At 61.8% G+C, this 16,752-nt stretch carries 11 protein-coding genes and 3 pseudogenes; 8 read left to right on the plus strand and 6 right to left on the minus strand.

Annotated features, from left to right (window positions below; all coding sequences use genetic code 11):
- Positions 1 to 62 precede the first annotated feature (62 nt).
- Complete coding sequence (locus tag JCM21793_RS04355; protein ID WP_007006874.1) at positions 63 to 482, plus strand: DUF983 domain-containing protein; 420 nt, start codon at positions 63 to 65, stop codon at positions 480 to 482.
- Positions 483 to 585: 103 nt separating this feature from the next.
- Here JCM21793_RS04355 and JCM21793_RS04360 read toward each other — a convergent pair whose 3' ends face one another.
- From JCM21793_RS04360 to JCM21793_RS24105, 5 genes and pseudogenes are all read right to left on the minus strand, one after another.
- Positions 586 to 2,331, minus strand: coding sequence for a M14 family metallopeptidase (locus JCM21793_RS04360; RefSeq protein ID WP_025029573.1), 1,746 nt, complete (start codon positions 2,329 to 2,331; stop codon positions 586 to 588).
- Positions 2,328 to 3,176 (minus strand): ABC transporter permease, encoded by an 849-nt coding sequence (locus JCM21793_RS04365; protein ID WP_007006872.1) that lies wholly within the window; start codon positions 3,174 to 3,176, stop codon positions 2,328 to 2,330. Before JCM21793_RS04365 ends, JCM21793_RS04360 begins: the two co-directional genes overlap by 4 nt.
- A 14-nt stretch (positions 3,177 to 3,190) precedes the next feature.
- Complete coding sequence (locus JCM21793_RS04370; RefSeq protein WP_025029574.1) at positions 3,191 to 4,114, minus strand: ABC transporter permease; 924 nt, start codon at positions 4,112 to 4,114, stop codon at positions 3,191 to 3,193.
- 113 nt (positions 4,115 to 4,227) lie between these two features.
- Positions 4,228 to 5,755, minus strand: a pseudogene (locus JCM21793_RS24100) (ABC transporter substrate-binding protein).
- 38 nt (positions 5,756 to 5,793) lie between these two features.
- A pseudogene (locus JCM21793_RS24105) lies at positions 5,794 to 7,631 on the minus strand (ABC transporter ATP-binding protein).
- Between the two features lie 367 nt (positions 7,632 to 7,998).
- On the opposite strand from JCM21793_RS24105, the gene JCM21793_RS04385 reads away from it, so the two are divergent.
- The 7 genes and pseudogenes from JCM21793_RS04385 (at position 7,999) to JCM21793_RS04415 (ending at position 15,992) form a co-directional block, all read left to right on the plus strand.
- Complete coding sequence (locus JCM21793_RS04385; protein WP_025029575.1) at positions 7,999 to 9,159, plus strand: transporter substrate-binding domain-containing protein; 1,161 nt, start codon at positions 7,999 to 8,001, stop codon at positions 9,157 to 9,159.
- Positions 9,156 to 9,773: an ANTAR domain-containing response regulator gene (locus JCM21793_RS04390; protein ID WP_025029576.1), complete on the plus strand. Its 618-nt coding sequence runs from the start codon at positions 9,156 to 9,158 to the stop codon at positions 9,771 to 9,773. The genes JCM21793_RS04385 and JCM21793_RS04390 overlap by 4 nt, the downstream gene beginning before the upstream one ends.
- Complete coding sequence (locus JCM21793_RS04395) at positions 9,754 to 10,644, plus strand: ABC transporter permease (RefSeq protein ID WP_025029577.1); 891 nt, start codon at positions 9,754 to 9,756, stop codon at positions 10,642 to 10,644. The genes JCM21793_RS04390 and JCM21793_RS04395 overlap by 20 nt, the downstream gene beginning before the upstream one ends.
- Positions 10,644 to 11,564 (plus strand): ABC transporter permease, encoded by a 921-nt coding sequence (locus JCM21793_RS04400; RefSeq protein WP_025029578.1) that lies wholly within the window; start codon positions 10,644 to 10,646, stop codon positions 11,562 to 11,564. Before JCM21793_RS04395 ends, JCM21793_RS04400 begins: the two co-directional genes overlap by 1 nt.
- Positions 11,565 to 11,610: 46 nt before the next feature.
- A pseudogene (locus tag JCM21793_RS24110) lies at positions 11,611 to 13,238 on the plus strand (ABC transporter substrate-binding protein).
- Positions 13,228 to 14,172, plus strand: coding sequence for an acetamidase/formamidase family protein (locus tag JCM21793_RS04410; protein WP_025029579.1), 945 nt, complete (start codon positions 13,228 to 13,230; stop codon positions 14,170 to 14,172). The pseudogene JCM21793_RS24110 and the gene JCM21793_RS04410 overlap by 11 nt, the downstream one beginning before the upstream one ends.
- An 8-nt stretch (positions 14,173 to 14,180) precedes the next feature.
- Positions 14,181 to 15,992 (plus strand): ABC transporter ATP-binding protein, encoded by a 1,812-nt coding sequence (locus JCM21793_RS04415; RefSeq protein ID WP_025029580.1) that lies wholly within the window; start codon positions 14,181 to 14,183, stop codon positions 15,990 to 15,992.
- Here JCM21793_RS04415 and JCM21793_RS04420 read toward each other — a convergent pair.
- The gene (locus JCM21793_RS04420; RefSeq protein ID WP_025029581.1) at positions 15,989 to 16,732 is read right to left on the minus strand and encodes a sulfite exporter TauE/SafE family protein; all 744 of its coding nucleotides are present in this window, start codon (positions 16,730 to 16,732) and stop codon (positions 15,989 to 15,991) included. The genes JCM21793_RS04415 and JCM21793_RS04420 overlap by 4 nt on opposite strands.
- Between the last annotated feature and the right edge of the window lie 20 nt (positions 16,733 to 16,752).

A 16,752-nucleotide genomic window follows, 5' to 3' on the forward strand; every position in this document is an offset into this window, starting at 1 on the left:
ATTGTCACATGGCCACGCAGTCTTCTTTCGATGAAACTGCATCCTGAAATGGAGAGGCCGCGATGAAGAACGCCCAGTATACACCCACCGACAACCCGATGCTGACGGGGACCCTCGGCCGCTGCCCGCAATGCCAGCAGGGCCACATCTTCAAAGGCTATCTCCAGCTCGCGGAAAGCTGCGAAGTCTGCGGGCTCGACTACTCCTTCGCCGATCCGGCCGACGGTCCGGCCTTCTTCGCCATGACCATTGCCGCCGTTCCCGCGCTCGCCTTCGGCGTCTGGTTCCAGATGGCGTTTGAGTTGCCGCTATGGGTGCATGTGTTCACCACGGTGCCATTGACGATCCTGAGCTGCATGGCGCTTTTGCGCCCACTCAAGGGCTGGCTCGTCTGCTCGCAATATTTTCACAAGGCCGAAGAAGGCTCCATCGACCACGCCTGGCACAGCGAGGCGGCGGCCAAGAAGGCCGATCAGACCTAGATCGCCATGCGTCCATCCGGACGCACAAAGGACGATCTAGGTAGTCTATAGTTGGAGCATCGGAGTAATCCGAAAACCGGATTCCACTTTTCGGTCCGATGCTCTAAACCATCAGGCTCTCCGCCATCATTTCCTGAAGCGCGTCATAGGCGGCGAGCACCGTTTGGGTCTGCGCTTCATGGGCGAGCCGAAACGCATCACCATAGACCGTCTCGTCCGGATATTCGGTGATGAGCGTCATCGGTGCGTCGTGGCGGTCGACTTCCGTGATGGTGATCGGGAAGCCGTTCAAAACCTCGAACTGAAGCGCGCCGGCGTGGATTTCATAAAGCCGGATCTGCGCTTCATTAAAGGCGACGAGGCCCGGAACCTTTGCAAGTTCAGCCGTCACCTTTTCGATGAGGAGACGGGTGCGCTCGGCCCAACCGGGCTGGTGGCGGGCGACCAGGAAAAAGCCCTTTGGCACCGTCCACATCTCGAAACCACGCGGAATGTAACCCGTCAGCGGTCGCGTCCATTCATGCGCGGGATAGCCGTGCAGATTGACGTGGAGCGTGGCCTTCGTTCGTGAATAGGCTTCGCGGCGAATGGATTTTTCATAAAGCGGTTCGGTCTCGCGGTATTCGAGATCGTCGCCAAGAGCTGTGTAACGGGCGGCGTGGTGCATGTGGTGCGGCTGGCTCTGGCACAGCGCATAATGCAGCGCATAACCGTCCGGATTTTCGAGTGGCGAAACCGTGAAATGCGCGCCTTCACGCTCGGAAAGCAGCGAAGCACCGCGCAACGCGCCTGCGACACCGGAAATCTCGTTGGGATGCTGTCCGCCGCTCAGCATGATCGGATGATCGGTTCCGCGCACATGGCGCGCCGGGACAGCGCGGCCGGAACGCGATGAAACCTCGAACGCCTCGCCGCCGATCTTTTCAAGCGTCTCGGCAACCATCGAGACGGAGAATGGTCCCGTGGCCTCATGCAACGGCTGCGCCGGCCAGAGCGCGGGTTCGGTGGTCAGCGGTCGGGTTTCGACATTGACGGTGAGCGGTCCTTCGCCGGCCGAAATCGTGGGGATGATCTGACCGGGCTGGAGCCCACGCGACCCAAGCTTGCGGCCCGACTTCTTCTGGAAGAGTTCAAGCAGCGAGAAATAGAAGTCCTCGTGCAGCGCTTCGTGCACGCTGATCGCCTCTTCGCCGACCGGGAGCCGCCGGTCCGCACCCGGCATGGAAACACGGATGTGAAGCGCGTCGAAGAATGGCTCTTCCTCACCCCACGGGTGGGCATCGATGGCGGCCATCGTTTCGTGGAAGAGACGCTCGAAATCGGTTGCGAGCGCTTCATCAACAATGCGGCCATCCGGGTGACGCACGCGAAGCCAGCCACAGGGCGAGAGAAGCTTTTCGCCAATGTGATCTTCGGCAAGCCGGTTGGGCGCGAAGACCGCATGGCGCGAAACGGAGCCATCCGCCGCCGTTATCTCAACGCCATATTCGAGCGGGCCATCGACCGGAGCGGGGGTGAAGGCGATTTCCGCCTCACCCACCATACCGGCAAGCGGATAGGCCTCCAGCAGGAAGCGCTGTTCGGCAGCGGCAGGGCTTACCGGATAAGTGATGGCGATGCGCGGTGCGAGGGGCGCGTCTTCCAGAAAAAAATGAACGAGCGGCTTGTAGGCGCTGTGAAGCCGGGCGGTGACGCCCGCTGCCGCAAACCGCTTCTCGGCGGCACGGCGCGCGGCCTCATCCTCGAAAAGCCAGGCCTCCAGCTCCGCGCCGCGCCATGCCTCAATGGCGTATTCGGCGACCAGACGGTCGAGCGTGCGGTCGAAGGTCTTTTCGAAGATCGCGGTCATGTTTCTGTGCGTCCTGTTGGATCGAGAAGATCGCGCAGCCAGTCGCCAAGAAGGTTCAGGCCGAGCACGGTGAAGAGGATTGCAAGCCCCGGAAAGACGCTGACCCACCATGCGTTCTGTAGATAGGTGCGCCCGTCAGCCAGCATGCCGCCCCAGCTCGGAATGGTCGGATCGACGCCGAGGCCGAGGAAGGTGAGTGAGCTTTCCAGAAGGATGTTGGTGGCCACATTGAGCGTCATCAGAACGACAACCGGGCCGGCGAGGTTCGGCAGGAGGTGCTGGAACAGGATTTTGAAATCCGGCACGCCGATGGCCTTGGCCGCGTGGATGAACTCGCGGTCATTGAGCGACAGGACGGAGCCGCGCACAAGGCGGGCATACTGCACCCACTGCGACACGATGAGCAGGATGATCGTGTTGGTGATGCCGCCGCCCACAATGGCGATGAAGGTGATGGCAAGCAGGATGAAGGGAAGCGCGAGCTGCACATCGGCAAAGCGCATCACGAGCATGTCCCAGAAGCCGCGATAATAGCCCGAGACCAACCCCATGACGACACCGACCACCACGGCGCCGGCAACGGAGGTGAAGCCCACCAGAAGCGAGATCTTGCCGCCGGTTATCACACGCGCCAGCACATCTCGGCCCAGCGGATCGGTGCCCAGAATGTGCGCCCAGTCGGTGAACGGTTTTGTGAGACGTGCCGTCAGATTGATCTGCTCGCCGCCATCGGGAAAGAGCAGCGGTGAAAGCAGGACCAGAAGCGTCATCGTTCCGGCAAGAAGAATGCCGAGGATGAACTCGATGTTCTTGAAGTGACGCAAACGCGAAACAGCCTGTGCCATGATTGCGTCCTTTCCTATCGGTTGCGGATGCGCGGATCGACCAGCCCATAGGCGATGTCGACCAGAAGGTTGACGCCGATGATGAGCAGCGAAAGCACGGTGATCACCGCCTGCAGGACCGGATAGTCACGTCCGGCCACCGCATCGAAGGCAAGCGTGCCGAGGCCCGGCCAGTTGAACACGCGCTCGATGACGACAATGCCACCCAGAAGGCCGCCGAACTGGAGGCCGAAATAGGTGATCAGCGGAATGGCGCAGTTTCTGAGCGCATGTTTGTAGAGCACCTTGCCCTCGCTCAGGCCCTTGGCGCGGGCGACCTGAATGTATTGCGAGCGCAGCGTCTCGAGCATGGCCGTGCGCACCAGCCGCACATTGGTGGCGGTGAGGATGACGCCCATGGTGACCGCCGGCATGATGTAGCTTGCAAAGCCGCCCATGCCCGAAGGCGGCAGCCATTGCAGCATCACCGAGAACACCAAGACCAGCATGATGGCGAGCCAGAAATTCGGGAAGGAAAGCCCGACCAGAGACAGGATGCGGATCACCTGATCAGCGGTCTTGCCCTTGTTGACCGCCGCGTGGATGCCAAGCGGAATGGAAATCGCGATGGAGACCAGCATCGAGGAGAACGCCAGTGCCAGCGTGGCCGGCAAAGCCTTGGAAATGAGCAGGGAGACCGAGGTGCCTCCGAGGAAGCTGCGGCCGAAATCGCCGACGAACAGACCTTTGATGAAATCCCAGTACTGGGCGATGAATGGCTCGTTGAGGCCGAGCGCCTGACGGATGTTCGCCAGATCTTCTTCCGTGACGCTGCCTGCACCCTGGGAGAGCATGAGTGCGGGATCACCGGTCAGCCGGATGGCGAACGACACCGTGAGGGTGACGACGAAAACGACGAACACCGCCTGCAGGATGCGTTTGAGAAGAAAACTGGCCACCAGAGCCTCCGGGATAGATTTTGCGCGCTGCCGCAAAGTTGCTTGCGGATCGCGCCAAGTTCGCGGTTTCGGGGGCGGCACGAGCCGCCCCCGACATTCATGTCCTGGGAGGACTATTCGACTTCAACCTCGTTGAGGCGCATGCGGCTGTCCGGCGGCGCGATGAAGTTCTTCACTCGCTTGTTGACACCATAGAGCGCATTGAGGTTGTAGAGCGGCATTTCGAGAGCGCGGTCGGCCGCATAATGAGCGATCTCCTGCAGCACCTTCTCGCGCGCGTCGACGTCGATCATCGGGCGCTGCGATTCCAGAAGCGCATCGAGGTCCTTGTCGCTGTCATACGGGTTCCAGCGCTCGCCCGTGTGGTACATCAGGTAAGCGGTGTTGTCGTAGTCAAGCGTCCAGCCGCCCCAGCTCTGCTGGAACATCTCGCCGGTCTTGCCTGCGGGATGATGTCGTTGAGCAGAACATTGGTCTCATACGGCTTGATGGTGGCGTTGAGGCCGACCATCTGCAGGTAGCTGGCGACCGCTGGGTGACTTCACCGAAGGTGGCGTCATTACCGCGAATGTCGATCTGGACCGGTGCGCCGGCAGCAACGCCCGCTTCCTTCAAAAGCTCCTTGGCCTTTGCCTGATCGAAGGGCAGCGGCTCCATTTCCGGGTCGTAACCGAAGGACAGTTCCGACTGGAAGGATGCGATCTGCTTGGCCTGACCGCCGAGAACGGCGTCGATGATGGCCTTGCGATCCACGGCCATGATCATCGCCTTGCGCACGCGCTCATCGGCGGTGATGCCGTTGCCGGTGTTGAAGCGCAGGGCATAGACCGTCGGGCTGGTGACGGAAACGATTTCGAGCTTGTCGTCAGCCTCGATGGTGGGAACCATGGAGATCGGGATGGTCGGCGGAATGACGATGTCGACACGGCCGGCCTGCAGCTCGGCAACGGCGGTGGCCGGCTCCGAGATGAAGCGGTACTCGACGGCGTCGAGCTTCGGTGCGCCGCCCCAGTGATCAGCGAAGGCTTCAAGCTTCACGCCGACCTTCGGCTCGTAGGAGGTCATCTTGAACGGGCCGGTGCCAACGGGATTTGCGTTGACGAAGTCTTCCTCGTTCTCGGTGACGTATTTCGGCGGCACGATCATTGCGCCGTAGCCGGCGAGCTTAGTGATCAGCACCGGATCGGGCTGGGTGAGAACCAGATCGACCGTGAAATCGTCGACGATCTCGACCTTCTCGATCACGGCGTAGTTGGAGCGCTGCGGGCCCTTCTTGCCTTCTTCGCCAAGCAGGCGGTCGAAGGTGAATTTTACGGCCTCGGCGTTGAAATCCTCGCCATTGTGGAACTTGACGCCTTCACGCAGCTTGAAACGGATGCGCTTGCCCTCATCGAGCACTTCCCACTCGGTGGCGAGACCAGGGACGATCTTCGTATCGGGACCGCGGTAGACCAGGCCATCATAGATGTTGGTGGCGACGGACGACCAGTTCACCAGGAAGGTGTCGATCGGGTCCCAGCTGCCCGGATCCTGCGGGGAAGAGATGGTGAGCGTGCCTGCGGCCTGCGCCGGCATGACGCCGAACGGCAGCGCCGCCAGCACGGCGGCGAGCAATGCGCCGCGTGTTTTACCGAGTTTCATGAAAGTCCTCCGTTTCTTTTGCGTTTGTGTTCCAGTGATCAGCCCGTGGCGCTCTGCGCGACCAGATGGTCGGGCGCAATCTCCACCAGAGGCTGAATTTCGGGCTCCTCGCCGACCCTTCGCACAGGCTCGGGATTTCGCCTTCGAGCATGGGCCGGTCGGGCCGCTTTGTCGGGTCGGCGATGGGAACCGCCGAGAGCAGTTTCTTCGTGTAGGGATGCGTGGCGCGCTCGAACACAGCCTCGCGCGAACCCGCCTCGACGATCTGGCCGAGATAGAGCACGGCAACGCGGTGGCTGACCTTTTCCACCACGGCCATGTCGTGGCTGATGAAGAGATAGGACAGGCCTTCATCCGCCTGAAGCTCCATCATCAGGTTGATGATCTGCGCCTGAACCGAAACGTCGAGCGCGGAGAGCGCCTCGTCGGCGATGATGAGCTTCGGCCGTGAGGCGAGCGCGCGGGCGATGCAGATGCGCTGGCGCTGGCCGCCGGAAAACTCATGCGGGTAACGGCGCGCATGCTCGGCCTTGAGGCCGACGCGCTCAAGCAGTTCATCCACGCGCTTCTGCCGCGCGGCGGCACCTTCGATCAGGCCATGTGTGACGATGGGCTCGGCTATGGAGAAACCGACCGTGCGACGGGGATCGAGTGAGGCGAACGGGTCCTGAAAGACGTATTGCACCTTCTGGCGCAGGCTGTGCCGCTCGGCCGACGACATGGCGGAAATGGCCTTGCCCTCGAAGAGGATTTCACCGCCAGTCGCGGCCTGAAGCTGCTGGATGGTGCGTCCGATGGTGGATTTGCCGGAGCCGGATTCACCGACCAGCGAAAGGGTTTCGCCCGGCCAGATGTCGAGGCTGACCTTTTCCACCGCGTGAACGCGGTGGGTGACGCCGCCGAAGAAGCCCTTCTTGATGTCGAAACGGGTTTCCAGGTTTTTGAGGCTCAGGATCGGGGACCGGTCGTAGCGCGCGGTGTCCTGCAGATGTTCCTCGCCCACAAGGCGGGGCGTTTCGCCATCCATGACAGCAACCGGCAGGCGCTTGGGATATTTCTCGCCGGCCATGGAGCCGAGCGTGGGAACGGCGGACAGAAGGGTCTGCGTGTAGGCGTGCTTTGGGCTGGCGAAAACCTGCTCGACCGGACCTTCCTCGACCTTCTGGCCACGCCACATGACGACCACATCGTCGGCGACCTCGGCTACCACGCCCATGTCGTGCGTGATGAAGATGACGGCCATGCCGAGCTTTTCCTGAAGGTCGCGGATGATCGAAAGGATCTGCGCCTGAATGGTAACGTCGAGCGCGGTGGTGGGTTCGTCGGCGATGAGGAGTTTGGGCTTGCAGGCAAGCGCCATGGCGATCATGACGCGCTGGCGCATGCCGCCGGATAACTGGTGGGGATAGCGCGACAGGAGCGCGCGGGCATCGGGCAGGCGCACCATTTCGAGTAAATCACCGGCCTGACGCAGCGCCTCTTTCTTCGAGACGCCTTCGTGCAGCATCAGCACTTCGGCGATCTGGTCGCCGATGGTGAAGACCGGGTTGAGCGAGGTCATCGGCTCCTGAAAGATCATGGCGATGTCCTTGCCACGAACCTTGCGCATTGTCTCGACCGAGGCTTTCGCCAGATCGACTGGACCATTGCCGCCATCGAACAGGATTTCGCCACTGGCGATGGTTCCGTTCATGTGGTCGATCAGCCGCATGATGGAGAGCGAGGTGACCGATTTTCCGGAACCCGATTCACCCACGATGGCCAGCGTGCGGCCGGGCGCGACCCGGAAGCTCAGATCGTCCACGACCCGGTTCGAGCCGAAGGCGACGGCCAGCGAACGAATGTCCAGTAACGTGTCCTGACCGAGCTGCGGCATAGAAACTCCCATCTGAAGGACAGGCCGATTTGCCCCATTGAACCCGGTGGCGTCTGGCCCTAGTCTTTAGACCAAGAGCGAAGGTAGACGCTTGGTTTCCGCGCTTTCTTGAGCGGCCCTCCCGGCAAAAGAAAACATTTCCAGACATTTTGTCAATAAATTATCATTGAAGAGACGCGAAATCCGCACGGGGCATGCCTAACACGGCTTCCGCCAACTACGGGTTCGCCGGAAGCGATTGTCGCGCGGCGGCTTGACAGTTTCATTTCGCCAGCTAGGCTTGAGGCATAATAAGATTTTGGCATCTGGGCCTCGCCGGGAATATTGTTGTTCCCGTCGGGGCCCTTTGCGTTTTTGGGGAACGGGTGTGAACACTTATCCGATCGGCGTTCTGTTTTCGCGTAGCGGTGGCTATAGCCGGCCGGCCGAGCAGGGCTACTTTGGCGCATTGGCGGCAGTGGCCGACATCAATGCCGATGAGAGTTACCCCTTCCAGCTTGAAGCCCATCATGCGGACCCGAAAGGCAATGCCGACCGCTACGCGGAGCTTTGCCGCGACCTGATCCGCCAGACAGGCGCGCAGCATATTGTCGGCTGCACCACCTCATGGAGCCGCAAGGAGGTGATCCCGGTCGTCGAAAAACTCGATGCCCTCTTGTGGTATCCATGCGTTTATGAGGGTTTCGAGGTTTCGGAAAACCTCGTCTATATAGCCGCCTGCGCCAACCAGCAGCTCGTGCCGTTGCTCGACTATATCGTTCCGCGCTTTGGCGGACGCGGCTTTCTGACCGGTGCAAACTATATCTGGGGGTGGGAAACCAACCGCATTGCCCGTGACATTCTTACTCGCTCCGGCGGCAGCGTTCTGGGCGAACGCTACGTGCCCATCGGCGATGATGATATCGACCATCTCATCGACGAAATCCGGGAGAAGCGGCCTGACTTCATCCTCAACAATCTGATCGGCAATTCCTCCTATGCCTTTCTTGCCGCCTATCAGGCGCTCGGAAAGGAAGACCCGGCTTTCCTGCCGGAAAACTGCCCTGTCGTGAGCTGCAATCTCTGCGAGAACGAGACCACACGGCTCGGCACCATCGCAGAGGGACAATACACCGTTTCAAGCTATTTCCGGGCGCTGGCGAGCGAAGAGAACGACCGCTTCGCCGCCCGGATGAAGGCTGAAAATCCTGAACAGGTGGCGGACGCATTTTTCGTTCAGGCCTATGCCGCCGTGGTGATGATTGCCGATGCCATCCGCCGCACCGGAAGCGACGAGGCACAGCGGGTTCTGGAAGCGGTCCGTGAGCATGAGACGACAACGCCGCTTGGTTCGCTGCGCGTCGACCCTGCGACCAATCACGTCAGCCTCCACGCCCATATCGGCCGCACACGCACCGATGGCGATTTCGAGATCGTGCATCATTGCTCCGAAGCCATCGCGCCCGACCCGTTCCTAACGGCGACGCCGCTCGACCGGCTTTATGCGAACATGGCCGCCGATGCGCGGCAGCTCAGGGTGGTGCGATGAGCCCCACCCTCGCCCATACACCCAATTTCGTCGGCTGGCGGGCGCTCATCCTGCACCGGCCGCACCAGAATGTGGACGCGCTGATGGCGCAATGCGCGCGCATTGGCATTGCCGCCGAACAGGCCTGGCCGACGCTTGAAGATCAGGAGGCGATGCGGGATTTCAACGTGCTGCTGATCGATGCCGATATGGGCCATGACGAGCAGTTTCCCTGGGCGCCGGGGCTCGCTCCCATGCCCATGATCGCCCTGATCGGTTCGGAGGCACCCGGGCGCATCGCCTGGACCATCGGCCAGGGTGCGGATGCGCAGCTCCTGAAGCCCATCGGCAGCGCCGGGCTCTACAGTGCACTTGTCGTGGCGAGCCAGGGCTTTCGACGGCGCACGGCGCAGACGGAGGAAATTGCCCTCCTGAAGAACCAGCTCGCCAAGCGACAGGTCGTCGCCGAGGCGACCGCCATCCTCATGCTGAAGCACAATTGCGATGCCGAGGCCGCCTATAACCGTCTTCGCAAGACGGCCATGGCCGAGCGGCGCTCCATCGAGAAGGCGGCTGCCGGCATCGTAGCAAGTTTCGATACACACGGAAGAACGAATGTCACAAACGGTCGCTGAGACGGAGACGCAAGTGGCGACGCCGTCGGTTCTGGCGCGCCTTGTGCGCCGGCCGCTGGCGCTGACCGGGCTCATCATCATCGCGGTGGTGGTTCTGGCCGCAGTGTTTGCACCATGGCTTGCGCCTTACAATCCCTATGAGCAGTTCTTCGAGGGGCTAACCATCGAGGGCGCGCCGCTGCCGCCCAGCGCGCAGTTCTGGTTCGGCACCGATCTGGTGGGACGCGATCTCTTCAGCCGCCTGATCTATGGCGCGCAGACATCGCTGATCATCGGCGTGGTGGCCAATGGCATCGCCGTGGTGATCGGCTCGGCAGTCGGTATCTCCGCCGGGTATTTTCGCGGCTGGGTCGATACCGTTCTGATGCGCTTCACCGATCTGATGATGGCCTTTCCGGCCCTTCTTCTGGCCATCGTTCTGGCGGCGATCTTCAGCCCCAGCCTGTGGATCGTGGCCATGGTGATTGCCATGGTGAACTGGGTGCAGATCGCCCGCGTGACCTATACCGAGACGCGTTCCATCGCCGAACGCGACTTCGTGGTGGCCGAGCGCGCCATGGGCGCGGGCGCAGGGCGCATCCTGTTCCGCCATATCCTGCCGCATCTTTTGTCCACCATCATCGTGTGGGCGACGCTCGGCATCGCAACAACGGTTCTTCTTGAAGCAACGCTTTCCTTCCTCGGCATCGGCGTTCAGCCGCCCATTCCCTCATGGGGCAACATCATCTTCGAGAACCAGACCTATTTCACCTCCGCGCCCTGGCTCGTCTTCATTCCGGGCGCGGCCATTCTGGCGCTGGCGCTGGCCTTCAACCTTGTGGGCGACGCGCTGCGCGACATTCTCGACCCGACGCAGCAGGGACGCCACTGATGCTTGCCTATGTCGCCCGCCGCCTGATCCAGACGGCGCTGATCCTGCTCGGCATCAGCTTCGTGACCTTCGTGTTGCTCTATCTCGTACCGGCGGACCCCGCGCGCCAGATCGCCGGCCGCAGTGCCACTGCCGCGACGGTGGAGAACATCCGCGAACAGCTTGGGCTCAACCTGCCTTTCTATGAGCAATATCTGCGCTATCTCGGCGGGCTTTTGAACGGCGATCTCGGCCGCTCCTATCTGCAGAAAACGGAAGTTTCCGAACTCATCGCTTCCCGCCTTCCCGCGAGCCTTCTCCTGATGGTGGGCGCGATCTTCTGCGAACTCGTGCTGGGCCTCACCATGGGGGTCGTGGCAGCGCTGAAGCGCGGCTCGCGCACCGACGACACGCTGATGATCGCCTCATTTGTCGGCGTGTCAGCCCCGCAATTCGTGATCGGCATTCTGCTGCTCTACATCTTCGCAGTGAAACTCGGCTGGTTCCCCATCGGCGGCTACGGCACGTTTGCGCATCTCGTCCTGCCCTCCATCACGCTCGGCTTTCTGGGGGCCGGCTGGTATTCCCGCATGATGCGTTCGTCGCTGATCGACGTGCTCAGGCAGGATTATATCCGCACCGCCCGCGCCACCGGCATCACCCGCGCAAAGGTGCTTTTCGGCCATGCGCTTCCCAACGCCATCCTGCCCATTATCGCGATGATCGGCATCGATATCGGGCTCTTCATGTCGGGCATCGTGGTGGTGGAGAGCGTGTTCGGCTGGCCCGGCATCGGACAGCTCGCCTGGCAGGCGATCCAGCGCGTCGACATTCCCATCATCATGGGGGTCACGCTGGTTTCGGCCTGCGCCATCGTTCTCGGCAATCTGCTTGCCGATCTGATCACTCCGCTGATCGACCCGCGCATCAAGCTGCGCTGATGCAGAACCAACAAAATGTGCAGCACCAGAGAAAGGAACACTTGAGATGAGAAAACTGCTTCTGGCCGGCGTTGCCGCCGCTGCCCTTTCCACCTCCGCCGTGCTTGCCCCTGCGCTTGCAGAAGACATCAAGCAGGGCGGCTCCATGACCGTGACCTACAAGGACGACGTCTCCACGCTCGATCCAGCCATCGGCTATGACTGGCAGAACTGGTCGATGATCAAATCGCTGTTCGACGGTCTGATGGACTATGTGCCGGGCACGACGGAGCTACGCCCCGAGATCGCCGAATCCTACGAGATTTCCGAGGACGGAACGGTCTTCACCTTCAAGCTGCGCGACGGCGTGAAATTCCACAATGGCCGCGCCCTGACCGCCGAGGACGTGAAATACTCCATCGAGCGCACGGTGAACCCGAAGACCCAGAGCCCGGGTGCGGGTTTCTTCGGCTCCATCAAGGGTTTTGAGGAAGCCTCCAGCGGCGATGCGGACGGGCTTTCCGGCATCACCGTGGTGGACGATCACACCATCAAATTCGAGCTGTCGCGCCCCGACGCGACCTTCCTGCATGTGCTGGCGCTGAACTTTGCTCATGTGGTGCCGAAGGAAGAGGTAGAGAAACATGGTGCGGATTTCGGCAAGCATCCGGTCGGCTCCGGCGCGTTCAAGCTCTCCGAATGGACGCTCGGACAGCGCCTCGTCTTCGAGCGCTTCGAGGACTACTGGAACCCCGGCGTGCCGAAACTCGACCAGATCATCTTCGAGGTCGGACAGGAGCCGGTGGTGGCGCTTTTACGCCTGCAGAACGGCGAAGTGGACGTGCCGGGCGACGGCATTCCTCCGGCAAAATTCATCGAGGTGAAGAACGATCCCAAATTCAAGGATCTGATCATTCAGGGCGGCCAGCTCCACACCGGCTATGTGACCATGAATGTGAAGATGGAGCCTTTCGACAAGCCGGAAGTGCGCAAGGCCGTGAACATGGCCATCAACAAGGACCGCATCCTGCGCATCATCAATGGCCGCGCGGTTGCCGCCAACCAGCCGCTGCCGCCTTCCATGCCGGGCTACGCCAAGGACTACGAGGCTATGCCTATGATCCGGAAGCCGCCAAGGCGCTTCTGGCCGAGGCAGGGCTTGCCGACGGGTTCGAGACCGAACTCTACGTCATGAACACCGACCCGCAGCCGCGCATCGCGCAGGCGATCCAGCAGGACCTGAAGGCCATCGGCATCAACGCCTCGATCAAGTCGCTGGCGCAGGCCAATGTGATTGCGGCGGGCGGCGAGGAAGATCAGGCGCCGATGATCTGGTCGGGCGGCATGGCGTGGATTGCCGACTTCCCGGATCCTTCCAACTTCTACGGCCCGATCTTGGGCTGCGACGGCGCGGTCTCGGGCGGCTGGAACTGGGCCTGGTACTGCAATGAGGATCTCGACGCCATGGCGCAGGAAGCCGATTCCATGGTCGACCCGGCCAAGGCCGGCGAGCGCGAGGCCATGTGGCGCGACATCTATCTGAAGGTCATGGAAGACGCCCCCTGGGCGCCGATCTTCAACGAAGAGCGCTTCACCATTCGCTCCGAACGCATCGGTGGCGACGACAAGCTGTTCGTCGATCCGGTGCACATTCCCGTCCACTATGACGAGGTTTTTGCCAAAGATGTGCAGTAACTGCGACTACACCATTCACGGGCGCCATCACCATTTCGGGTGGGATCATTCGATCCCGCCCGCAGAACGGGTGACGCCGGGCTCGACGCTGGAATTCGAGTGTCTGGATTCCGGCTCCGGCCATTTTTCGCCCGACAGCACCGTGGACGACATCGCCACGCTGGATTTCTCCAAGGTCAATCCGGTCAACGGCCCCATCTATGTGGAAGGGGCCAAGCCGGGCGATGCGCTGAAAGTGGAAATCCTGTCGTTCAAACCGTCCGGCTTTGGCTGGACGGCGAACATTCCCGGCTTCGGGCTTCTGGCGGACCAGTTCAAGGACCCGGCGCTGACGCTGTGGAACTATGACGCGACCAGCCTTGCCCCGGCTGCCTTCGGCAAGCATGGCCGCGTGCCGCTGAAACCCTTTGCCGGAACCATCGGGCTGGCACCGGCGGAAGCAGGTCTCCACTCAGTGGTGCCGCCACGGCGCATGGGCGGCAATCTCGACATTCGCGATCTGGCGGCGGGCACCACGCTCTATCTGCCGGTCGAGGTGGAGGGCGCGCTGTTCTCCATCGGCGACACCCACGCTGCACAGGGCGATGGCGAAGTGTGCGGCACGGCCATCGAAAGCCAGATGAATGTGGCGGTGAAGCTGGACGTGGTGAAGGATGCCAACCTTGCCATGCCGCGCTTCACCACGCCGGGGCCGGTCACGCGGCATCTGGATGCGGAAGGCTATGAGGTGACGACCGGCATCGGCTCCGACCTCATGGAAGGTGCACGCGCTGCTCTCTCTGGCATGATCGACCTTCTGTGCGCCACACGCGGGCTTTCGGCCGAGGACGCCTACATGCTGTGTTCGGTGTGTGGCGACCTGCGCATCAGCGAGATCGTCGACCAGCCCAACTGGGTGGTCTCGTTCTACTTCCCGCGCATCGTTTTCTCGTGAGAAGCTCAATGACCATAGCGCGCGCCAAGGATATCATCTCAGCTACCGGCCTTTTGGAAGCAAGCGGGCTCACCGTGCAGGTGGCCACGCCAACAGGCGCGCGCACGGTCGTGGACGATCTGTCCTTCACGCTGGAAAGCGGAAAGACGCTCTGCATTGCAGGCGAAAGTGGTTCGGGCAAATCCATGACCGCGCTTTCGCTGATGCAGCTTCTGCCGAAGCCCATGGCTCGGGTTTCAGGCGGAACCGCCATGCTGGCGGGGCGCGACATTCTTGCCCTTCCGGAAGCCGAAATGCGGCAGGTGCGTGGGCGGCATATCGGCATGATCTTTCAGGAGCCGATGACCTCGCTCAACCCGGTGCTTTCCATCGGCAAGCAACTGGCTGGCGCGATTTCCGCTCATGGCGGGCTGTCTGAAAAAGCGATCCGCGCCCGAGCGCTTGAACTGCTCGATCAGGTGCAGATTCCCGAGCCGGCGCGGCGCTTGAAGCAATATCCGCATGAGCTCTCCGGCGGCATGCGCCAGCGCGTGGTGATCGCCATGGCGCTTGCCCAAAGCCCGCAGATCCTGATTGCCGATGAGCCCACCACCGCGCTGGACGTGACAGTGCAGGCTCAGATACTGGCGCTGATCCGCAAGCTACAGGCCGATCTCGGCATCTCCGTGATCATGATCACGCATGATATGGGCGTGGTGGCCGAGATGGCAGACGACGTGCTGGTGATGCAGCATGGACGCATGGTGGAACACAGCCCTGCCAGCGTGATTTTCTCAGAACCACGCCACCCTTATACGCGCGAACTGCTCGCTGCCGTGCCACGGCTGGGCGAGATGACCGGCACCACAGAACCGAAGCGCGTGGCAGCGCGCCCCGGAACGGGGCCGGAGAAGCCGTCTGTCGCCGAACCGCTGGTGTCCGTGAAAGACCTGACCGTGCGCTTCGACATCAAGGGCGGCATCCTTCAACGCCCGGTGCAGCGTGTGCATGCGGTGGAGGGTGTCTCCTTCGACATCATGCCCGGCGAGACGCTTTCGCTGGTAGGGGAATCGGGCTGTGGGAAGTCCACCACGGGCAAGGCGCTTTTGAACCTGATCCCCTGGCAGGGCGACATTCGCGTTGGCGGGCGCTCCACGCGTGGGCTTGCACCACGCGCCATGCGGCCCGTGCTGCGCGATGTGCAGATGATCTTTCAGGACCCCTATGCCTCGCTCGATCCGCGCATGCGGGTGGGCGATCTGGTGGCCGAGCCGCTGCAGATCCACGGGCTGGCAAGTGGCAGTGAACTCGATGATCGGGTCGCCTATCTCTTCAAACGCGTGGGGCTTTCGTCCGATCAGATGCGGCGCTATCCGCATGAATTCTCCGGCGGACAACGCCAGCGCATCTGCATTGCCCGCGCGCTGTCACTTTCGCCCAAGCTGATCGTGGCGGATGAATCGGTCGCTGCGCTCGACGTTTCGATACAGGCGCAGGTGCTCGATCTGTTGCAGGACATCCAAAACGAGACGGGCATGTCCTATCTGTTCATCTCGCACGATATGGCCGTGGTGGAACAGATCAGCCACCGCGTGGCGGTGATGTATATGGGGCGCTTTGTGGAGATGGGCAGCCGGGCGCAGATCTTTGAGAACCCGCAACATGACTACACGAAAAAGCTGATGGCGGCGGTGCCGGTGGCCGACCCCTCACGCCCGCGCCGCGCCTTCATGGAAAAGGCCGAGGACCTGCCAAGCCCCGTGCATGGGCTCGACTATGTGCCACAGCAGCAGGCCGCGCGCGACATCGGCGGTGGGCACATGGTGTGGGGCGCGACCTAAAAGAGCCTTGCAAAGAAGATCAGGCTCATCACCGTCCCGACAATGATGACCACCGCGCGCACCACGGAGGCAGGCAGCGCGCGAGCAAGCGGGGCGCCCGCATAACCGCCGATCGTGGCCGCAACCATCATCACCAATGCCTGGGGCCAGGCGACGATGCCGGCGAGCGCAAAGGTGGCAACCGAGATGGCCGAGAGGATGAAGGACAGACCGTTTTTCAGCCCGTTCATCGTGTTCAGATCGCGCATGCCCCAGAGCGAGAACAGTGCCAGCAGGACGATGCCCAGACCGCCATTGAAATAGCCACCGTAAATCGAGACCAGAATGGTGCTGAACCGGCCTTCACCCGTGCCGCTGCCGAAACGGCGGGCGAAACTTTTTATCTTTGCTCCGAACGCAAAGGTGAGCGTGGCAATGGCAAGGAGGAATGGCACCACCATTGAGAAGGCTTCGTTCGAGGACACCAACAGGAGAAGCGAGCCGGCAAGCCCGCCAATGGCCGTGAGACCGGCAATGCGCAGGAGGCGGGTGCGGTCGAATGCGGCGAGTTCGGAACGGAAGCCCAGTGCGCCTCCGAGATAGCCAGGAAACACGGCAACCGCACTGGTGGCATTGGCTGCGACAACGGGAACGCCGGCATAGACGAGTGCCGGGAAGGTGAGAAACGTTCCACCACCCGCAACCGTGTTGAGTGTGCCGGCAAAAAATGCCGCAGCAGCCAGGATCAGATACTCTTCCATAGCGCTTCCAGTTTCGAGAA

The organism is Nitratireductor aquibiodomus NL21 = JCM 21793, assembly GCF_000615975.1.
Taxonomy (GTDB): Bacteria; Pseudomonadota; Alphaproteobacteria; order Rhizobiales; family Rhizobiaceae; genus Nitratireductor; species Nitratireductor aquibiodomus.

Coding starts and splice junctions, on each gene's coding strand:
- JCM21793_RS04355 (WP_007006874.1), top strand. CDS start 63: ATGAAGAACGCCCAGTATACACCCACCGACAACCCGATGCTGACGGGG.
- JCM21793_RS04360 (WP_025029573.1), bottom strand. CDS start 2,331: ATGACCGCGATCTTCGAAAAGACCTTCGACCGCACGCTCGACCGTCTG.
- JCM21793_RS04365 (WP_007006872.1), bottom strand. CDS start 3,176: ATGGCACAGGCTGTTTCGCGTTTGCGTCACTTCAAGAACATCGAGTTC.
- JCM21793_RS04390 (WP_025029576.1), top strand. CDS start 9,156: ATGAGCCCCACCCTCGCCCATACACCCAATTTCGTCGGCTGGCGGGCG.
- JCM21793_RS04395 (WP_025029577.1), top strand. CDS start 9,754: ATGTCACAAACGGTCGCTGAGACGGAGACGCAAGTGGCGACGCCGTCG.
- JCM21793_RS04400 (WP_025029578.1), top strand. CDS start 10,644: ATGCTTGCCTATGTCGCCCGCCGCCTGATCCAGACGGCGCTGATCCTG.
- JCM21793_RS04410 (WP_025029579.1), top strand. CDS start 13,228: ATGTGCAGTAACTGCGACTACACCATTCACGGGCGCCATCACCATTTC.
- JCM21793_RS04415 (WP_025029580.1), top strand. CDS start 14,181: ATGACCATAGCGCGCGCCAAGGATATCATCTCAGCTACCGGCCTTTTG.
- JCM21793_RS04420 (WP_025029581.1), bottom strand. CDS start 16,732: ATGGAAGAGTATCTGATCCTGGCTGCTGCGGCATTTTTTGCCGGCACA.